The sequence below is a fragment of the Ensifer soli genome, from assembly GCF_041928815.1.
Lineage (GTDB): Bacteria > Pseudomonadota > Alphaproteobacteria > Rhizobiales > Rhizobiaceae > JBHFEI01.
Genome location: NZ_JBHFEI010000008.1, coordinates 17,459 through 35,929, shown reverse-complemented (window position 1 = coordinate 35,929; position 18,471 = coordinate 17,459). Strand labels below are relative to the sequence as shown.

The following is an 18,471-nucleotide window of genomic DNA, read 5'->3' as shown; positions in this document are numbered from 1 at the left end:
CCCTACCGCAGCCGGCTCGCGCGCAGCATGCCCGCGCCTTCGAGCACCGGATAGGCGATCGAGACGACGAGTGAGTTGATCTCCTTCAGGTCCCGCATCGTGTCGAGGTGGATGGAGCTGGAATCGTAGCTCGCCACATTGCCGTCGCGCAGCCGCTGCAGGTGGTGTTCCTCGCTGACGCGCACGAGATTGCGCACGATCTCCTTCTGGGCGACGAGCTGGCGCGCATGCTCGACATCCCTGTTGACGAGGAGATTGAAGGCGAGGCGGGCATTCTTCATCACCTCGTCGTGCATTTCCGACAGTTCACGCCAGCCCTCCGACGAGAACGCGACACCGCGCGCCTGCTTCTTGCGCGCCCGCGTCAGCATGTTCTGGGCAATGATGTCGGCGGCCTGTTCGAGCTTGATCGTCGCGCCGAGCAGGTCCTGGCATTCGGCGGCCGTCGCCGGATCCAGCGTCGTCGCCGAAATGCGGGCGAGATAGAATTTGATGTCGCGATGGATGCGGTCGATCTCGTCGTCCAGCATCTCGATGCGCTCCATGGCGCGTGGATCGGGCTTTTCATAGGCTTCGAAGATCTGCACCAGCATCAGCTCGATCCGGTCGCAGACGGTCAGCACCTCGCGCGTGGCGCTGTTGATCGCCTGCCGGGGATCGGAAAGATCGTCCGGATTGAGCGCGGAGCGGCGATAGTCGAGCGGCTTGGCTTCGGTCGCCGGGACGGCAAGGAAGCGGTCGAGCAGGCGGGCGACCGTGCCGCAGAAGGGCAGGCCGAGAAGGACGACGGCGGCGTTCAGCGCCAGGTGGACGAGCACGACCGCGTCACCGGGATGGCTCGAGAACAGGTCCGGAGACAGCGGAGAGGCGAACTGGCCGGCGAGCGCCAAAAGCGTGCCGAGCCCGCGGATGGCGACATTGCCGAGCGGCACGATGCGGGCATCACGCGCCTCGTTGCGCGTCAGCACCGCCGCGATGACGGCCGCGCCGAAATTGATGCCGAGCACCATCGGAATGATCAAGACGGGTGCCAGCAGATGGCGGTCGGCAAGCGAGGCGAGCAGCAGCAGGCTGGCAACGCTGGAATGGAACAGCCATGCCATCAGCGCCGCGAGCAGGAAGGCGGTGATCCAGTCGCGCGACAGGTAATTGATGACGACCGGCAGCAGCTCGCTGGTCTTCAGCGGATCGGACGCCTCGCCGATCAGCCGCAGCGACAGGAGCAGCAGGCCGAGACCGAAGAAGATGCGGCCTGCCTGCCGCCAGTCGCGCGCCTCGGTCGCGCGAAACGAGACCGTGCCCATCAGCAGGAGGATCGGAATGAAGATCGACAGGTCGTGCCGCAACAGCCGCGCCACGAAGGCCGAGCCGAGATCGGCGCCGAGCAGCGTCGCGATGCCGATCGCCGGGGTGATGTAGGCGCTGGCGACGAAACCGGAGACGATCAGGGCGACCGCCGTGGCGCTTTGCAGGCCGATGGCGAAGAGGAAGCCGGCGATCGCCGCCGTCACCCGATGGCCGACGGCGAGACGCAGCTTTTCGCGCAACAGGTTGCCATAGGCGCGCTCGATACCGGTCCGGACCATGCGCGAGGCCCAGAGAAGCAGGGCGACCGCCCCGGCGAGATTGATGAAAACGATGGAGCCCGTCATGCCGCCAACCTCGTGCCCCTGGAGCCTTTCCCGTGACATCGCAGTCACCGGACATGCTCTCTTTTCTCGTTCTTTCGGCAATGCAACGCCGAACCGATCCCGCAATGCTCAACACGAGCCCGCGCCGCTGCCGGCAAAGGCCGGCATTGGCGATCGCTCACCTTGGGTCTTGCTGCGGGGCGCTGCCCGCAAGGCCGCGACGCCGGCTGGCGCATTCACGACACTGTCATAATTTACATATCAAAGGTTGTATTTTCCTGAAATGCATCAAAAAAACCGGGCAGAAGCTCCTGCCGGTGCATCGATCTTTGGATCGCGTGAGAGAACCGGCGGGACGAGGACTGTCGAGGGGTGTCGCCGGGCGGCAAGACGGCGACGTCGCTGAGGAGACATCGGCCAGGATCGATGAAACCGGGCGAGGTGATCATCACCGGCAAGCCGAGCGCGCGACGTCATGCTCGCATGCCCTGATGAGCGAGAGGCGCGCGCCGGATCAGCCGTCCGCCGCAAGCCGCTCCTGCAGCCTCTGCGCGCCGGCCGGCGCATTGACCTTGCCGCCGGTGATGAAGAAGGCGAAGACGTCGCGGGGTGCTGCATCCGCCTGGCGTTCCGGGGCGATCGCGGCAAGGTCGCCCGGCCGTCCACCGCCGGCATAGCATTTCAGCCGCGTCGCCCAGGCGGCGAGATCGTCCTCGGGATAGCAGGTCGAGACATCGTCGGATCCCTTCTGCAGGCGGCAATAGACGAAATCCGCCGTCACGTCCGGCAGCATCGGATAGTCGGCGTGGTCGGCGCAGACGACGGCGACGTTGTGCCGGGCAAGAAGGGCGATGAATTCCGGCACCTGGAACGAGGGATGCCGTACCTCGACGACATGGCGCAGCCCCAGTCCATCCTGCGTCTCCGGCAGCAGCGCGAGAAAGGCCGCGAAATCGTCGGCATCGAATTTTTTCGTCGGCGCGAACTGCCAGAGGATCGGCCCGAGACGGGTCCCCAGTTCCGTCAGGCCCTGCGTCAGGAATTTCCGCATCGACTCGCCGGCATCCGCGAGGACGCGCCGATTGGTCACGAAGCGGCTGGCCTTCAGCGAGAAGACGAAATCCTCCGGCACCTCCGCCGCCCATTTGGCGAAGGTTTCCGGCTTCTGCGAGCTGTAATAGGTGCCGTTCACCTCGATCGCCGTCAGCTTTCGGCTGGCGAATTCGAGCTGCCACTTCTTCGGCAGCGTGTCGGGATAGAAGCTGCCCTCCCAGGGTTCGAAGGTCCAGCCGCCGATGCCGGTGCGGATGACGCCAGATGTCGCCATGATCATGTCTCCTCGGCCGGTCAGGCCGGTGCGATGAAGGGTTGGGAAATCTGCCGGAAGACCGGCAGGGCCTCCAGCGTCGCGCAATGGGCCGACACAGCCGGATAGGCCTCGGCCGCGATAAGACCGGGATGGGCTTCGGACACATGGCGGATGGCGCAGGCGACGGCGATGTCGGCATGTCCCGGCGCCGCGCCGAACCAGAAGGGAGTCGTGAGCGCGGCGCGGTCTGTTTCGAGCGCCGCCAGGACGCCGGCGATCTGCACACGGCAGCGCTCCGCCCAGACCGGAGACGGCGCATCGTGCAGCCGCGTCTCGTAGAAAAGGCTGACGCCCTTGTCGGCAAGGCCTGTCGCCAGCGCCATGATGCGGATCGCCCGGCGCCGCTCCGGTTCCGCCTGCGGCAGCAATCTGTCATCCGGCACGACAAGTCCGTCGATATGGTCGATCATCGAGGGACTGTCGACGATCACGTCGCCGTCGTCGAGGATGAGCGTCGGCACGCGGATCAGCGGATTGACCGCGCGGATCCTTTCCGCGTCGCCGACGATGGACCAGGGCCGATGCTTAAAGGCGATGCCGTAGAGCGTCAGCGCGATGCCGATCCGGCGGACGAAGGAGGAATCATACTGGCCGATCAGGATCATCGTCTCACTCCGCCGCAATCTTGCGCACCGGCCTCCGCTCCAGAAGGTCTTTCAGGAACTGCCCGGTGTAGGAGCGCGGCTCGCGGACGATCTCCTCCGGTGTCCCGGCCGCGATCACCTCGCCGCCGCCGTCGCCGCCCTCGGGGCCGAAGTCGATCACCCAGTCGGCGGTCTTGATCACCTCGAGATTGTGCTCGATCACCACCACCGAATTGCCCTGGTTGACCAGCTCGTGCAGCATTTCCAGCAACTTGGCGACGTCGTGGAAATGCAGGCCGGTCGTCGGCTCGTCGAGGATGTAGAGCGTGCGGCCGGTCGAACGCTTCGACAGTTCCTTGGCGAGCTTGACGCGTTGCGCCTCGCCGCCCGACAGCGTGTTCGCCTGCTGCCCGACCTTGATGTAGCCGAGGCCGACATCCTGCAGCGCCTGCAGCTTGTCGCGCACGGCGGGGACCGCGGCGAAGAACTCGACGCCTTCCTCGACGGTCATGTCGAGCACGTCGGCGATCGACTTGCCCTTGAAGGTGACGTCGAGCGTCTCGCGATTGTAGCGCTTGCCGTGGCAGACATCGCAGGTGACATAGACGTCCGGCAGGAAATGCATCTCGATCTTGATGACGCCGTCGCCCTGGCAGGCCTCGCAGCGCCCGCCCTTGACGTTGAAGGAGAAGCGGCCGGGCTGGTAGCCGCGTGCCTTCGCTTCGGGCAGGCCGGAAAACCAGTCGCGGATCGGCGTGAAGGCGCCGGTATAGGTCGCCGGGTTCGAGCGCGGCGTGCGGCCGATCGGCGACTGGTCGATGTCGATCACCTTGTCGATATGCTCGAAACCGTCGATCCGGTCGTGCTCGGCCGGGTTCTCGCGCGCGCCCATGACGCGGCGGGCGGCCGCCTTGTAGAGCGTTTCGATCAGGAAGGTCGACTTGCCGCCGCCGGAAACGCCGGTGACGGCGGTGAAGACGCCGAGCGGGATCGCGGCGGTGACGTTCTTGAGGTTGTTCGCCCGGGCGCCGACGACGAGGATTTCCTTTTTCTTCTTCGGCTTGCGCCGCTCCTGCGGCACGGCGACGGAGAGTTCACCGGAAAGATATTTTCCCGTCAGCGACGTCGGATGGGCGATGATCTCGGCGGGTGTGCCTTGCGCCACCACCTGGCCGCCATGGACGCCCGCCGCAGGGCCGATGTCGACGACATAGTCGGCCGTCAGGATGGCATCCTCGTCATGCTCGACGACGATCACCGTGTTGCCGATGTCGCGCAAATGGCGCAGCGTATCGAGCAGCCTCGCATTGTCGCGCTGGTGCAGGCCGATCGACGGCTCGTCGAGCACATAGAGAACCCCCGTCAGCCCCGAGCCGATCTGGGAGGCAAGCCGGATGCGCTGGCTCTCGCCGCCGGACAGCGTGCCGGAATTGCGCGCGAGGCTCAGATAGTCGAGGCCGACATCATTGAGGAAGCGCAGCCGGTCGCGGATCTCCTTCAGGATGCGTACGGCGATCTCGTTCTGCTTCGCAGTCATCTTGTCCGGCAGAACCTCGAACCAGTCGCGCGCGACCCGGATCGACATCTCGGTCACCTGGCCGATATGCAGGCCGGCGATCTTGACGGCCAGCGCCTCCGGCTTCAGGCGGAAACCGTTGCAGGCGGGGCAGGGGGCGGACGACATGTAGCGCTCGATCTCCTCGCGCGCCCAGGCCGAATCCGTTTCCTTCCAGCGCCGCTCCAGGTTGGGCACGATGCCCTCGAACGTCTTGGTCGCATTGTAGGAGCGGGCGCCATCCTTGTAGTGGAACTCGATCTTCTCGTCGGTCCCGTGCAGGATCGCCTTCTGTGCGGCGGAAGAAAGCTCGTTCCAGCGGTTCTTCAGCGTGAATCCGTAGACTTTTCCAAGGCCCTCCAGCGTCTGGTTGTAATAGGGCGAGGTCGATTTCGCCCAGGGCGCGATCGCGCCGTCGCGTAGCGTGCGCTGGGCCTCCGGCACGATCAGCGCCTCATCGATCTTCTGCTGGCTGCCGAGGCCGTCGCAGGTCGGGCAGGCGCCGAAGGGATTGTTGAACGAGAACAGCCGCGGCTCGATCTCGGGGATCGTGAAGCCCGAGACGGGGCAGGCGAATTTCTCCGAAAACAGCACCCGCTCATGGGTCTCGTTCAGCGACTTGTTCGCCGCACCCCCCGCGGCGGTCTCGCCCTCCGGCAGCGGCTTGTCGGCAAATTCCGCGATCGCGAGGCCGTCGGCGAGCCTCAGGCAGGTCTCGACGCTATCGGCGAGCCGCTGCGCGAGGTCGGACCTGACCGCGATGCGGTCGACGACCACGTCGATGTCGTGCTTGTACTTCTTGTCGAGCGCCGGCACTTCGGCGATTTCGTAGAACTGGCCGTCGACCTTGACGCGCTGGAAGCCTTTCTTCATCAGCTCGGCGAGTTCCTTCCGGTACTCGCCCTTGCGGCCGCGCACCAGCGGCGCGAGGATGTAAAGCCGTGTACCCTCGTCATAGCCGAGGATGCGGTCGACGATCTGGCTGACGGTCTGGCTCTCGATCGGCAGGCCCGTCGCCGGCGAATAGGGCACGCCGGCGCGGGCAAAGAGCAGGCGCATGTAGTCGTAGATCTCGGTAACGGTGCCGACGGTCGAGCGCGGGTTGCGCGAGGTCGTCTTCTGCTCGATCGAGATCGCCGGCGACAGGCCGTCGATCTGGTCGACATCCGGCTTCTGCATCATCTCGAGGAACTGGCGGGCATAGGCCGACAGGCTCTCGACATAGCGCCGCTGCCCCTCGGCATAGATCGTGTCGAACGCGAGCGAGGACTTGCCCGAGCCGGACAGGCCGGTCATGACGATCAGGCTGTTGCGGGGAAGGTCGAGGTCGATGCCCTTCAGGTTGTGCTCGCGCGCGCCGCGCACGGAAATGGTCTTCAGTTCGCTCATCCGGCTGTCGCTTCTTGAAATCCCGCCCGTGAAGGGCCCTGGCACCTTATGTAACGGCCGGCAAAACGATGTCGAGCCGCAATGCAGCAAACCTGTCCCTTCGTCGCGGCATTGACAGGATATTAGCGATTTCGTAGAACATATAAAGAACAAAATTGAAAACTGTTGTGGATGAGCGGCGGCTGCGGGGCGTCAGGCGCCGACGGTGCGTTTAAAGTCCTCCAGATCGATGGACATTGCCGGCCTTCCGGGCCGGAAAAACGGGAATGAAGACCATGGCTGGCAGCGTGAACAAGGTGATACTGATCGGCAATGTCGGGGCCGACCCCGAGATCCGCCGGACCCAGGACGGCCGGCCGATCGCCAATCTGCGCATCGCCACCTCGGAGACCTGGCGCGACCGCAATTCCGGCGAACGCCGCGAGAAGACAGAATGGCACAATGTCGTCGTCTTCAACGAGGGCCTCTGCAAGGTCGTCGAGCAATATGTGAAGAAGGGTGCGAAGCTCTACATCGAGGGCCAGCTCCAGACGCGCAAGTGGCAGGACCAGACCGGCAACGACCGCTATACGACGGAAGTCGTGCTCCAGGGTTTCAATTCGACGCTGACGATGCTCGACGGACGCGGCGAGGGCGGCGGCATGAGAAGCGGCGGCGGCGGACAGGATTTCGGCGCGTCGGGCGGCTATGGCGACGATTACGAGCGCGGGCCGGCGGCCTCGGCGCCGGCGCGTTCGGGCAGCGGCGGTAGTCGCGGCGGCAGCAGCAATTTCTCGCGCGACATGGACGACGACATTCCGTTCTGAGGATCCGCCGGCGGCGGATGATCGTGGCGGTTTATTGATTTCGGCCGTCCGTTGCCTATCTCTGGCACGCCCGGGTGATGGCCGCGCTGCAGTGATGACGGCTCCCGTCACCGGACTATCGCCAGAAGAGACAATGTCGAGGCTCGTTCACGCATGAGCGTTCCCTACCGCCCCCTGATCGCCATGGCCGGCGCCGCGCTTGTGGCGCTGGCTGCCTTCTCCTTTGGAACGGATCGCCCGCCGCTCGATCCCATGGCGACCGCCGCCGTAACGACGCCTGCCGGCGAGGTCGCCGAACGCACGGTTCCGCCCTCGCGCGAGGCCATGCAGCTCTCCTTCGCGCCGCTCGTGAAGAAGACCGCCAATTCCGTCGTCAACGTCTATGCCGAGCGGATGGTGCAGCAGCGATCGCTTTTCGGCGACGACCCGTTCTTCGAGCAGTTCTTCGGCCAGCGCATGCCGAACCGCAGCGAGAAGCAATCCTCGCTCGGCTCCGGCGTCGTCGTCGGCGCGGACGGGACGGTGGTGACCAACAATCACGTCATCGAGGGTGCGGACGATATCAAGGTCGCCTTCGCCGACGGTCGTGAGTTTGCCTCGACCGTGGTGCTGAAGGATGACCGGCTCGATCTCGCCGTTCTGAAGATCAAGGGCGGCGGGCCGTTCGAGGCGATGCCGATCGGCGATTCGGACCGGGTCGAGGTCGGCGACCTCGTTCTCGCCATCGGCAATCCCTTCGGCGTCGGCCAGACGGTGACGAGCGGGATCGTCTCGGCGCTGGCGCGCAATCAGGTGACGTCCGGCGATTTCGGCTTCTTCATCCAGACCGATGCGGCGATCAATCCCGGCAATTCCGGCGGCGGCCTGATCGACATGCAGGGCGAACTGATCGGCATCAACACGGCGATCTTCTCGCGCGGCGGCGGTTCGAACGGCGTCGGCTTCGCCATTCCCGCCAACCTGGTCAAGGCCTTCGTCACCTCGGCCGCCAATGGTGCCGGCGGTTTCGTCCGTCCCTTCATCGGCGCGAGCTTCGAACCCGTGACCGCCGAAGTTGCCGAGGCGCTCGGGCTGAAGCGTTCGCGCGGCGCGCTCGTCACCGCCGTCCTGCCCGGCGGTCCGGCGGAACAGGCCGGCATTCGCCCGGGCGAGGTCATCACGGCGGTCAACGGCATCGAGGTCGAGCATCCGGATGCGCTCGGCTATCGGCTGACGACGGTCGGCGTCGGGCACGACGCACGGCTGACGCTGGCCGACGGCGCGAAGACCCGCGACGTGACGCTGGCGCTGACGCGCGCGCCGGAGACGACCCCGCCCGACGAACGGCTGATCGAGGGACGCAATCCCTTTGCCGGCGCCGTCGTCGCCAACCTGTCGCCGCGCCTTGCCGAGGACCTGCGCATGCCGTCGAGTTCCGTAGGCGTCGTCGTGACGACCGTCAATCGCGGCTCGCCCGCGGCACGGATCGGGCTGGCGCCGAAGGACATCATCCGCTCGGTGAACGGCACGACGATCGAAACGTCCGAGACGCTGGAAAAGGCGGTCGACGACGATCCGGCCTTCTGGCGGGTGGAGATCGAGCGGGACGGCCGCGTCATCCGCCAGTTCTTCCGATGACCGACCTGTTTTCGCCATCCGAGCCGGAGGCGATGGCGAAGTCGAGGCCGCTTGCCGACAGGCTCCGGCCGCAAAGGCTTGCAGACGTCGTCGGGCAGGATCACCTGACGGGCGCGGACGGGGCGCTGACACGGATGATCGAGGCCGGTTCGCTCGGCTCGATGATCTTCTGGGGACCGCCCGGCACAGGCAAGACCACGGTGGCGCGGCTCCTCTCCGGCGAGACGGGCCTCGTCTTCGAGCAGATCTCCGCGATCTTTTCCGGTGTCGGCGACCTGAAGAAGGTGTTCGAGGCGGCGCGGATGCGGCGCATGTCGGGACGGCAGACGCTGCTCTTCGTCGATGAGATCCATCGCTTCAACCGCGCCCAGCAGGACAGTTTCCTGCCCGTGATGGAGGACGGCACCATCGTTCTCGTCGGCGCGACCACGGAGAACCCGTCCTTCGAACTGAACGCCGCGCTGCTGTCGCGCGCCCGTGTGCTTACCTTCCATTCGCACACGGAGGCGAGCCTTTCGGAGCTCCTGACGCGGGCGGAGGCCGTCGAGGCGAGGCCGCTGCCGCTCGACGCGGAGGCTCGTGCGAGCCTCATCCGCATGGCCGACGGCGACGGCCGCGCGATCCTGACGCTGGCGGAAGAGGTCTGGCGTGCGGCGCGCAAGGGCGAGGTCTTCGATGCGGCGGCCGTTCAGGAGGTGGTGCAGCGCCGCGCGCCGATCTACGACAAGAGCCAGGACGGGCACTACAACCTGATCTCGGCGCTGCACAAATCCGTGCGCGGCTCCGACCCGGACGCCGCGCTCTACTATCTCTGCCGGATGCTCGACGCCGGCGAGTCGCCGCTTTTCCTCGCCAGGCGGCTGGTGCGCATGGCGGTCGAGGATATCGGCCTTGCCGATCCGCAGGCGCTCGCCGTCTGCACCGCCGCGAAGGATGCCTATGATTTCCTCGGCTCGCCGGAAGGCGAACTGGCGCTCGCCGAGGCCTGCGTCTACCTCGCCACCGCTCCGAAGTCGAACGCGGTCTACACCGCCTACAAGGCGGCCGTCCGGGCGGCGAAGGAGCACGGTTCGCTGCTGCCGCCGAAGCACATCCTCAACGCGCCGACCAAGCTGATGAAGGGCGAAGGCTATGGCGACGGCTACCGTTACGACCACGATCAGCCGGACGCGTTTTCGGGCCAGGATTATTTTCCGGAGAAGATGGGCCGGCAAACCTTCTACGACCCGCCGGAGCGCGGATTCGAGCGCGAGATCCGCAAGCGGCTCGACTGGTGGGGGAAGCTGCGCAAGGAACGGGGCTGACCGAGCGGTTTAAAATTATAAATATGTATGATTTCAGTCATTTAATACGGCTTCCGGATTCTGTCCGGCAACGCGCCGATGCTCTTGAATCACATTCTGAAGCGTCTTGAATCGATTTCTGAAGACACGGGATTTAATTCATAACATTCAATAGCTTAAACGCATGGCCGGCCTTTGCGCCGGCCATGCAGGGTGTGACGCGTCACTCCGCCGCTTCGGAGTAGTCCTCGAGCGGCGGGCAACTGCAGACGAGGTTGCGGTCGCCATAGACATTGTCGACGCGGTTGACCGGCGACCAGTACTTGTCGACGCGGAAGGCGCCGGGCGGGTAACAGGCCTCTTCGCGCGAATAGGGCCGGTCCCAGGCGCCGACGAGATCCTCGACGGTGTGCGGCGCGTTCTTCAACGGGTTGTTCTCCCGGTCCATGCGGCCCTCCTCGATGGCGCGGGCCTCTTCGCGGATAGCCAGCATCGCGTCGCAGAAGCGGTCGAGTTCAGCCTTGGTCTCCGACTCGGTCGGCTCGATCATCAGCGTTCCCGCGACCGGCCAGCTCATCGTCGGCGCGTGGAAACCGCAGTCGATCAGCCGCTTGGCGACGTCGTCGACGGTGACGCCGGCGCTTGCCGCAAGCGGCCGCGTGTCGATGATGCATTCATGCGCGACGCGGCCCCTCTTGGAGGTGTAAAGCACGTCATAGGCGCCCTTCAGCCGGGCGGCTATATAGTTGGCGTTGAGGATCGCCACCTTGGTCGCCTGCGTCAGCCCTTCGCCGCCCATCATCAGGCAGTAGCTCCAGGAGATCGGCAGGATCGAGGCCGAGCCGAAGGGGGCGGCCGAGACCGCGCCTTCCGCATCCCCCTTTTCCGGATGGCCGGGAAGGAAGGGCGCGAGATGCGCCTTGACGCCGATCGGGCCCATGCCGGGGCCGCCGCCGCCATGCGGGATGCAGAAGGTCTTGTGCAGGTTGAGGTGGCTCACGTCCGAGCCGATCTCGCCGGGCTTGGCGAGACCGACCATGGCGTTCATGTTGGCGCCGTCGAGATAGACCTGGCCGCCATGGGCGTGGACGATCTCGCAGATCTCCTTCACCGTCTCCTCGAACACGCCATGGGTCGAGGGATAGGTGATCATGCAGCAGGAGAGCGTCTCGGCGTATTTTTCCGCCTTGGCGCGAAAGTCGGCGATATCGATGTCGCCGCTGTCGCTGACCTTCACCGTCACGACCGTCATGCCGACCATCTGGGCGGAGGCCGGGTTGGTGCCGTGCGCCGAGGTCGGGATCAGGCAGACGGTACGGTGAGCGTCGCCGCGCGACAGGTGATAGCGCCGGATCGCCAGCAGCCCGGCATATTCGCCTTGCGCGCCGGAATTCGGCTGCATCGAGACCGCGTCATAGCCGGTGATGAGGGCGAGCTTGGCCGCGAGGTCGTCGATCATCAGCCGGTAGCCCTCGGCCTGGTCGGCGGGGACGAAGGGATGGATCTCGGAAAACTCCGGCCAGGTGATCGGCAGCATCTCCGCAGTGGCGTTCAGCTTCATCGTGCAGGAGCCGAGCGGGATCATCGAGCGGTCGAGCGCCAGATCCCGGTCCGACAGCCGGCGGATGTAGCGCGTCATCTCGCTTTCGGCCCGGTTCATGTGGAAGATCGGGTGGGTGAGATAGGCGCTGGTGCGCAACAGGCTCCGCGGCAGGCGGTAGTCTGGGGCAAAATCGTCGACGGAGAAATCGCCGCCGAAGGCACGCCAGACCGCTTCCAGCGTTACTGGCCGCGAGCGCTCGTCGAGGCTGATGCCGATGCGGCGCTCGCCGATCCGGCGCAGGTTGACGCCTTCCGCCACCGCCGCCTTCAGGATGACGCCCTGAAGCTGGCCGACATCGACGGTCACCGTGTCGAAGAAGACCTCCGGCTCGACGGTGAAGCCGAGCTTCTCCAGCCCCTTGGCGAGCCGAACGGTCTTCTGGTGGACGTTCTGGGCGATGGCCTTGATGCCCTCCGGACCGTGGAAGACGGCATACATCGACGCCATCACGGCGAGCAGCACCTGCGCGGTGCAGATGTTGGAGGTCGCCTTTTCGCGGCGGATGTGCTGCTCGCGCGTCTGCAGCGACAGGCGGTAGGCGCGGTTGCCGCGCGCGTCGACCGACACGCCGACGAGGCGGCCGGGCATCGAGCGCTTGTAGGCGTCCTTCACCGCCATGTAGGCCGCATGCGGCCCGCCATAGCCGACGGGCACGCCGAAGCGCTGGGTCGAGCCGACGGCGATGTCGGCACCCATGTCGCCCGGTGACTTCAGCAGCGCCAGCGCCAGCGGATCGGCCGCGACGATGCCGATCGCGCCGGCGGCATGGAGCTTCGCCATCACGGGCGTGAAATCGTGCACATGGCCGTAGGTGCCGGGATATTGCACGATCGCGCCGAAGACGGCCGCCGGATCGAGATCGGCAAGCGGATCGCCGACGATCACCTCCCAGCCAAGCGGCTCGGCGCGGGTGTGGATCAGGGCGATTGTCTGCGGGTGGCAATGCGCATCGACGAAGAAGGCCTTCGCCTTCGATTTCGCCACGCGCTCGGCGATCGCCATCGCTTCCGCCGCGGCGGTCGCCTCGTCGAGCAGCGAGGCATTGGCGATGTCGAGGCCGGTCAGGTCGCAGACCATGGTCTGGTAGTTGAGCAGCGCCTCCAGCCGGCCCTGGCTGATCTCGGGCTGGTAGGGCGTGTAGGCCGTGTACCAGGCAGGGTTTTCGAGGATGGTGCGCTGGATGACCGGCGGCGTGATCGTGCCGTAATAGCCCTGGCCGATCAGCGAGACGAGCGCCTTGTTTTTGCCCGCCGTCTCGCGCAGCGTATCGAGCGCCTCGCGCTCGGTCTTCGGCGCGCCCCAGGCGAGCGGTTCCGCCTGCCGGATCGAGGCGGGCACCGTATCGTCGATCAGCGCGTCGAGGCTCGGATAGCCGAGGACCGAGAGCATCTCGGCCATCTCGCGCGGCGAGGGGCCGATATGGCGGCGGTTGGCGAAGTCGTAGGGCTGATAGTCGGTGAATTTGAAGTCGGTATCGGCCATCAGGCGGTCATCCCGCGATAGGCATCCTCGTCGAGCAGCGTTTCGGCATCGGCGGGATTGGCAAGTTTCAGCTTGAAGAACCAGGCATCCGCCTCCGGCGAGGCGTTGACCAGGGCCGGATCGTCGATGATGGCCTGATTGACCTCGGTGATCTCGCCGTCGAGCGGACAATAGACGTCGGAGGCCGCCTTGACCGATTCGACGGTCGCGGCGGAATCGCCGCGCGAGAAGCTGGCGCCGGTGGACGGCAGCTCGACGAAAACGAGGTCGCCGAGAAGGTTCGCCGCATGCGCGGTGATGCCGACCACGGCGACGTCGCCGTCGATCCTCAGCCATTCGTGGTCTTCGGTGAATTTCAGCATGTCGGGGTCTCCGGATCAGCGTTTGTAGGTAGGGGTCGTGAACGGCAGGGCGGACACGGCAAGCGGCAGGAATTTCCCGCGCACCTCGGCGAAAAGCGGCGTGCCGACGGTGGCGACGTCGTGGTCGACATAGCCCATGGCGACGGGTGCGCCGACGCTCGGGCCGAAGCCGCCGGAGGTGACGCAGCCGACGGCCCGGCGGCCCGCAGCGTCGGCGAAAAGCGTGGCGCCGTCGCGCACCGGCGCGCGGCCTTCGGGACGCAAGCCGACACGGCGGCGGCGCGCACCCTCGGCGAGTTCGGTCAGGATGCGGTCGCTGCCGGGAAAGCCGCCCGCGCGGGCCCCGCCCTGACGGCGCACCTTCTGGATCGACCACTCGATTGCGGCCTCGGCCGGGGATGTCGCGGGATCGAGATCATTGCCGTAGAGGCAGAGGCCGGCTTCGAGGCGCAGCGAATCGCGGGCGCCGAGGCCGATCGCCTCGCAATCGGGATGTTCGAGCAGGCGCTTCGCTACGTCCGTTGCGTTTTTCGCCGGCATCGAGATCTCGAAACCGTCCTCGCCGCTGTAGCCCGAGCGGCTGACGAGGCAGGGAACGTCGTGGATCGAGGCCTCCGCGACATCCATGAAGCGCAGGGACGCGACATCGGCCCAGAGTTCGGCGAGCACCCGTTCCGCCGCCGGCCCCTGCAGCGCCAGAAGCGCGCGGTCGTCATGGCGGCGGATCTCGCAGGGCTCGCCGATCGCCGCCTGCATCAGCCCCACATCCTCGTCCTTGCGCGAGGCGTTGACGACGAGGAAGAGATGGTCGCCGCGATGGGTGATCATCAGGTCGTCCTCGATGCCGCCCTTGGCATTGGTGAAGACGCCGTAGCGCTGCCGGCCCGGCTTCAGGCCGAGGATATCGGCCGGAACGAGGCTTTCGAGCGCAAGACAGGCATCCGCGATGTCGCCGGAACGGGGATGGAGCGCCACCTGTCCCATATGCGAGACGTCGAACAGGCCGGCTGCGGCGCGCACATGCAGGTGTTCCTTGAGCACGCCGAGCGGATAGCTGACCGGCATAAGATAGCCGGCGAAGGGAACCATGCGCGCGCCGAGCGCCACATGCAGGTCGTAAAGCGGTGTCTTCTTCAGATCGGCGTCGTCGGACAAGGCCGGCCTCCAGGTATGGCGCGGACGCGCCTGCTCAACATCCGTGCGGCAATGGGAATGCCGCGTGTTCGAGCCCCCTCTGTCCTTGGCGCCTGAGATTGTTATCCCTTCGGCGAGCGTGGTGACGCTTCTCTCCAGAGTCCTGAAAGCACCGCGCTGGTCCTTTGGCCTGAGAGTTTCCGGGGCGGTTGCTCCTTCGGCACCGGCAAGCCGGTTTCTCCCAACGCAATCGCCGTCAGTTAATGGCGACCCAGATGGATTGGCAAGCGCCAATGTCGCGCCACGCACGATTTTTGTCGTCTTTGTGGAGCGGGAGACATGCGACGGCGCAACCGGCGGCGTCGTCCGGCGATGCGGATGCGGCGTTACTTTCTCTTCTTCGCGCTCGCGGTCTCCGCGGCGGCGGGCGTCGTCAGGGCAAGCGCGCGCATCTCCTTGCCGTCTAGGTAGTAGAGTCGGTCCGGCGGCGTCTCGAGCGCGTGCAGCCAGAGGCCGGGCTTGACCCCCATGGCGTCGAGATGGCGGCTGATACGGGCGGCAAGGCGCTGGCCGGTCGCCATCGCCTCCTCGGGCGAGGGACGGTCGGCAGAGCCGTTGAAGACCTGGTGCACGCCGACGACCGCGCCATCGGCGGCGGTGCGCGTCACCCCGCCGGCAAGGACGAGCGGACAGGACGAGGCGCAGAGCGCGCCGCCCGCCACCGAGGTCGACAGCTTGCGCTCGCGGATCAGCGTCGACATGTCCAGCGCGTCCTCGACGGAACCGCCGGGCGAATCGAGGGCGACCGTCGTCACATATTCGCCGCGCGCCTCGATTTCGCTCCTGAAGCGGGCGGCCGCGCCCGGATCGATGGCGCCACGGGCACTGAGGATGCCACCGGCCAGAAGCTCGAAGGTGATCGGCTTCTGCAGGGTTTCGGCGTCGGTCAGGATCTCGGAGGGCGGATCGTCGGGTTCTCCGCCGGTCAGCACCGGCGGCAGGATCGGTATGTCCGACGGCGTCGCGCTCGCGCCGGGGCGTGCTGCGTTCGAGGCCCCGATCTCGCGAAGGTCGATGACAAGGAAGACGCCGGCGGCTGCAAGCAGGATGAGGAAGGCGGCACGCATCAGCGCACCGTCGTCGAGCGCGAGAACGCGGCTCTTCCAGCCGTCCACGGTCGGGCGGGAGAGCATCATGCCGGCGGCCCCTTTCGCGGCGTCTTGCCGGCGAGATCGAGGCTGGTGATGTTCGAGGGTTCCGCCGGCGGCGGATCGGCCGTCGGTATCGGAGGTGTCGCCTCGGCACTCTGAGAGGGCTGCACCTCGGCCGTCGAGGCGGCATCGGCGGGACGCGCGGTCTCGACGGATGCGATTGCGCGCTGAACCTCCAGGGCCTGCAACAGTTCCGCGGCCGTCACCCGTTCGGCGAAGGGCAGGGCCTTTTCCTGCCGGCGCATCGCCGCATGGACGATCGACAGCATGAAGACGAGAACGGCGGGCAGAAGATCGATCGAGATGGCGCCGGCCCAGCTCGGGATGAAGTCGGAGGCGTAGCGCAGCACCGCTTCCGCCGAGGAGAGCGGCACGAAGCGGCGCTCGCCGACAGGCTCGCGGGCGAGGATCTCGTCGGCGGCCTGCGACAGCACCTTGGATTGCGCCGCGACCGAGGCGCGGATCGTCTCCATCACCTGGTCCTGCCGGCTGGCGAGATCGGCCTCGGTGCCGCTGGCGACCGGGGCGATGAAGCCGAGCGAGAGGTCGTCGGCCGCACGCTTGACCGAGGCGGCGATGGAGGTCTGCTCCAGCGCCGCGATGACGCCGGACAGCGCCACCACCTCGGAGGAGAAGCTGTCCGCCCTCGGCTCGATCGCGCCCGGCGCGGAGACCAGCGTCCGCATCGTCGCAAGCCGCGTCCGGCCCTCGTCGAAGAGGGTCGTCACCCGTTCGCGCGCGGTGGCGATGCCGGTTTCGAGCTCCTTGAGCTGCGCCGCCATCTGGCTCAGCAACTGCACGACGCTGCCGGCGCCGGTGGTCCCGGTCAGGGCGCCGGTGCTGCGTTCATCCTCGGCGAGCCGCGCGAAGCGTTCCGAGGTGCGCTGGATGTCCGGCAGCAGGCTCTGGGCGGCGAGCGCATTCTGGTGCGCCTTGTCGAGGTCGGCGGTGTAGTCTTCCAGCGTTTCGGCGAGATGCTGCTCGAGCGCGGCGGAGCCGGCGAGCGCCGCCGCGTTCAGCCAGCTCGACATGGCGATGATCATCGCACAGCCGAGCGCCATGACCCCGAGCATCGCGCCGCGCCCGGCGGCCCCGGTCACATGCGGATAGAAGCGCGCCATGTAGGACCAGAAGGCGTATATGGCGACCGAGACGGCGCTCGAATAGATGATCGCGGCGAAGAAGACGGCGGTTGCCGACCCGTCGAGGATCGAGCGCACGCCGAGATAGGTGTAGACGCCGGAGGCGAGCGCCAGCACGGCGAGCGCGAATCGCGTCATGGTCTCAACGGCGTCGATGCCGTCCTGCAAGCGGTGGTTCGCGCCGAGCGCCATGAACAGATCTCCGGGATGGTCTTCGGTTAACAGAAGATGAAGACGATCCCGGCGAAAACAAGGCCTCGCCGGTCAGGGCGGGGTGGGAGGGTTAACGGGCGCCGGAAGCGTAGCGTCGATGCCCGGTTCGACCCGGGGGGCGACCGGACGGCGGCGCCGGCGGAAGGCGACGCGCCCTGCGCCGGCGAGAAGGCCTGCGGCAAGGCCGCCCGCGCCCGCCCAGGCGAGCCCTGCCAGCGTGACCGGAACGGCGGGGGCGAAATCCTCCCAGGCGCGCGCCATCAGCGCCGCGTCGGGGTGGGCGATCAGGATTGCGGGACGCAGCAGCGGCGGCGCGCCGTCGAGCGCCTCCCTCTGCCGGCTGAGCACTTCGTAGCGCGTGAAGGTCGCGCGCATAGCCTGGCCCTGATCTTGGATGAAGCCTTCCGTGGAGCTGGCGTAGAGGTCGAGGGCCCGCTCCCGGTCGAGGCCGCCCGCCTGCGCCCGCGCCTCGAAGTCGGTGACGATCGCGCGCAGTTCGTCAAGGGCGCCGCCGATGCGCTGGCGATATTGCTGTGCGAATTCCGGCGCCTGCGAAAACAGGACGGCGCCCGCGACCGATATCGTCAGCGCCGTTGCTTTCCAGATCTGTCCCATGGCCGGTTCTCCCTCTCATCTCCGGGGAACGGCCGACGGTTTCAAAGGTTTCCGACGGAACGTGCCGAAGATGCGGGAGAAGGGTTCGGCATGGAACAAGCGCTCTCTTTCTTCATACGCACGTCGGTGCCGCAGGTCCCGCTGATCCCGGATTGCAGACAGCGCAGGTCATGCGACACCACCGGCCGCGGTAGCCGTCACTGCCGCGTCCGATCGGCGTCAAATGGGTGAGGGCAGCGCTTCGGGGTCTCTAAACCCCTTCAACGGCACCGTGGGGTGAGGAGATGAGGCGCGTTATAGGGTGCGGACAGCGCGTAACCTATTGCCGGAAAATCGCAAATGAGTTTTTCCGCAGAGGGAAATGGTGCCCGGTGAGAGACTCGAACTCCCATGCTCTCGCGCTTGGACCTAAACCAAGTGTGTCTACCAATTCCACCAACCGGGCATGCTGGAGCCGTTCCCTGTTAAACAAGGG

At 66.5% G+C, this 18,471-nt stretch carries 13 protein-coding genes, 1 tRNA gene and 1 riboswitch; of the genes, 3 read left to right on the top strand and 11 right to left on the bottom strand.

The genetic code is table 11. From position 1 onward, the window contains the following. Positions 1–2 precede the first annotated feature (2 nt). The 4 genes from ACEVQ6_RS13400 to uvrA all read right to left on the bottom strand — a co-directional run bounded on the left by ACEVQ6_RS13400 (position 3) and on the right by uvrA (position 6,528). Positions 3–1,652 (bottom strand): Na/Pi cotransporter family protein, encoded by a 1,650-nt coding sequence (locus ACEVQ6_RS13400; protein WP_374889495.1) that lies wholly within the window; start codon positions 1,650–1,652, stop codon positions 3–5. A gap of 493 nt (positions 1,653–2,145) precedes the next feature. Next, positions 2,146–2,958, bottom strand: a complete 813-nt coding sequence (locus ACEVQ6_RS13395; protein ID WP_374889494.1) for a DUF72 domain-containing protein — start codon at positions 2,956–2,958, stop codon at positions 2,146–2,148. 20 nt (positions 2,959–2,978) lie between these two features. Further along, on the bottom strand, positions 2,979–3,605 hold the full coding sequence (locus tag ACEVQ6_RS13390; protein ID WP_374889493.1) for a glutathione S-transferase family protein: 627 nt from the start codon (positions 3,603–3,605) through the stop codon (positions 2,979–2,981). A gap of 4 nt (positions 3,606–3,609) precedes the next feature. Continuing rightward, positions 3,610–6,528 (bottom strand): excinuclease ABC subunit UvrA, encoded by a 2,919-nt coding sequence (uvrA, locus tag ACEVQ6_RS13385; protein WP_374889492.1) that lies wholly within the window; start codon positions 6,526–6,528, stop codon positions 3,610–3,612. Positions 6,529–6,803: 275 nt separating this feature from the next. Here uvrA and ACEVQ6_RS13380 point away from each other — a divergent pair, with 275 nt between their 5' ends. The 3 genes from ACEVQ6_RS13380 (at position 6,804) to ACEVQ6_RS13370 (ending at position 10,255) form a co-directional block, all read left to right on the top strand. Continuing rightward, positions 6,804–7,334 (top strand): single-stranded DNA-binding protein, encoded by a 531-nt coding sequence (locus ACEVQ6_RS13380; protein ID WP_374889491.1) that lies wholly within the window; start codon positions 6,804–6,806, stop codon positions 7,332–7,334. A 252-nt stretch (positions 7,335–7,586) separates the two neighbouring features. Beyond that, positions 7,587–8,951, top strand: coding sequence for a DegQ family serine endoprotease (locus ACEVQ6_RS13375; RefSeq protein WP_374889731.1), 1,365 nt, complete (start codon positions 7,587–7,589; stop codon positions 8,949–8,951). Next, positions 8,948–10,255 (top strand): replication-associated recombination protein A, encoded by a 1,308-nt coding sequence (locus ACEVQ6_RS13370; RefSeq protein ID WP_374889490.1) that lies wholly within the window; start codon positions 8,948–8,950, stop codon positions 10,253–10,255. The genes ACEVQ6_RS13375 and ACEVQ6_RS13370 overlap by 4 nt, the downstream gene beginning before the upstream one ends. 202 nt (positions 10,256–10,457) lie before the next feature. Here ACEVQ6_RS13370 and gcvP read toward each other — a convergent pair whose 3' ends face one another. The 7 genes from gcvP to ACEVQ6_RS13335 all read right to left on the bottom strand — a co-directional run bounded on the left by gcvP (position 10,458) and on the right by ACEVQ6_RS13335 (position 18,441). Continuing rightward, the gene (gene gcvP, locus ACEVQ6_RS13365) at positions 10,458–13,319 is read right to left on the bottom strand and encodes an aminomethyl-transferring glycine dehydrogenase (protein ID WP_374889489.1); all 2,862 of its coding nucleotides are present in this window, start codon (positions 13,317–13,319) and stop codon (positions 10,458–10,460) included. Next, a complete protein-coding gene (gcvH, locus tag ACEVQ6_RS13360; protein ID WP_374889488.1) occupies positions 13,319–13,681 on the bottom strand; it encodes a glycine cleavage system protein GcvH in 363 nt (120 codons plus the stop codon). The genes gcvP and gcvH overlap by 1 nt, the downstream gene beginning before the upstream one ends. 15 nt (positions 13,682–13,696) lie before the next feature. After that, a complete protein-coding gene (gene gcvT, locus ACEVQ6_RS13355; protein ID WP_374889487.1) occupies positions 13,697–14,836 on the bottom strand; it encodes a glycine cleavage system aminomethyltransferase GcvT in 1,140 nt (379 codons plus the stop codon). 147 nt (positions 14,837–14,983) lie between these two features. Continuing rightward, positions 14,984–15,069: riboswitch (glycine riboswitch) on the bottom strand. 132 nt (positions 15,070–15,201) lie between these two features. Continuing rightward, entirely contained in the window at positions 15,202–16,008 is an 807-nt protein-coding gene (locus tag ACEVQ6_RS13350) for a COG3904 family protein (RefSeq protein WP_374889730.1), read from the bottom strand. Then, a complete protein-coding gene (locus tag ACEVQ6_RS13345) occupies positions 16,008–17,360 on the bottom strand; it encodes a hypothetical protein (RefSeq protein WP_374889486.1) in 1,353 nt (450 codons plus the stop codon). Before ACEVQ6_RS13345 ends, ACEVQ6_RS13350 begins: the two co-directional genes overlap by 1 nt. A 72-nt stretch (positions 17,361–17,432) precedes the next feature. Continuing rightward, entirely contained in the window at positions 17,433–17,996 is a 564-nt protein-coding gene (locus ACEVQ6_RS13340) for a DUF2937 family protein (RefSeq protein WP_374889485.1), read from the bottom strand. A 362-nt stretch (positions 17,997–18,358) separates the two neighbouring features. Then, positions 18,359–18,441 (bottom strand) — tRNA-Leu (locus ACEVQ6_RS13335). Positions 18,442–18,471: the final 30 nt, after the last annotated feature.

Excerpts from the sequence above, each read along its gene's own strand:
- ACEVQ6_RS13400 (WP_374889495.1), bottom strand. The coding sequence starts at position 1,652 with ATGACGGGCTCCATCGTTTTCATCAATCTCGCCGGGGCGGTCGCCCTG.
- ACEVQ6_RS13395 (WP_374889494.1), bottom strand. The coding sequence starts at position 2,958 with ATGGCGACATCTGGCGTCATCCGCACCGGCATCGGCGGCTGGACCTTC.
- ACEVQ6_RS13390 (WP_374889493.1), bottom strand. The coding sequence starts at position 3,605 with ATGATCCTGATCGGCCAGTATGATTCCTCCTTCGTCCGCCGGATCGGC.
- uvrA (WP_374889492.1), bottom strand. The coding sequence starts at position 6,528 with ATGAGCGAACTGAAGACCATTTCCGTGCGCGGCGCGCGCGAGCACAAC.
- ACEVQ6_RS13380 (WP_374889491.1), top strand. The coding sequence starts at position 6,804 with ATGGCTGGCAGCGTGAACAAGGTGATACTGATCGGCAATGTCGGGGCC.
- ACEVQ6_RS13375 (WP_374889731.1), top strand. The coding sequence starts at position 7,587 with ATGGCGACCGCCGCCGTAACGACGCCTGCCGGCGAGGTCGCCGAACGC.
- ACEVQ6_RS13370 (WP_374889490.1), top strand. The coding sequence starts at position 8,948 with ATGACCGACCTGTTTTCGCCATCCGAGCCGGAGGCGATGGCGAAGTCG.
- gcvP (WP_374889489.1), bottom strand. The coding sequence starts at position 13,319 with ATGGCCGATACCGACTTCAAATTCACCGACTATCAGCCCTACGACTTC.
- gcvH (WP_374889488.1), bottom strand. The coding sequence starts at position 13,681 with ATGCTGAAATTCACCGAAGACCACGAATGGCTGAGGATCGACGGCGAC.
- ACEVQ6_RS13350 (WP_374889730.1), bottom strand. The coding sequence starts at position 16,008 with ATGCTCTCCCGCCCGACCGTGGACGGCTGGAAGAGCCGCGTTCTCGCG.
- ACEVQ6_RS13345 (WP_374889486.1), bottom strand. The coding sequence starts at position 17,360 with ATGGCGCTCGGCGCGAACCACCGCTTGCAGGACGGCATCGACGCCGTT.
- ACEVQ6_RS13340 (WP_374889485.1), bottom strand. The coding sequence starts at position 17,996 with ATGGGACAGATCTGGAAAGCAACGGCGCTGACGATATCGGTCGCGGGC.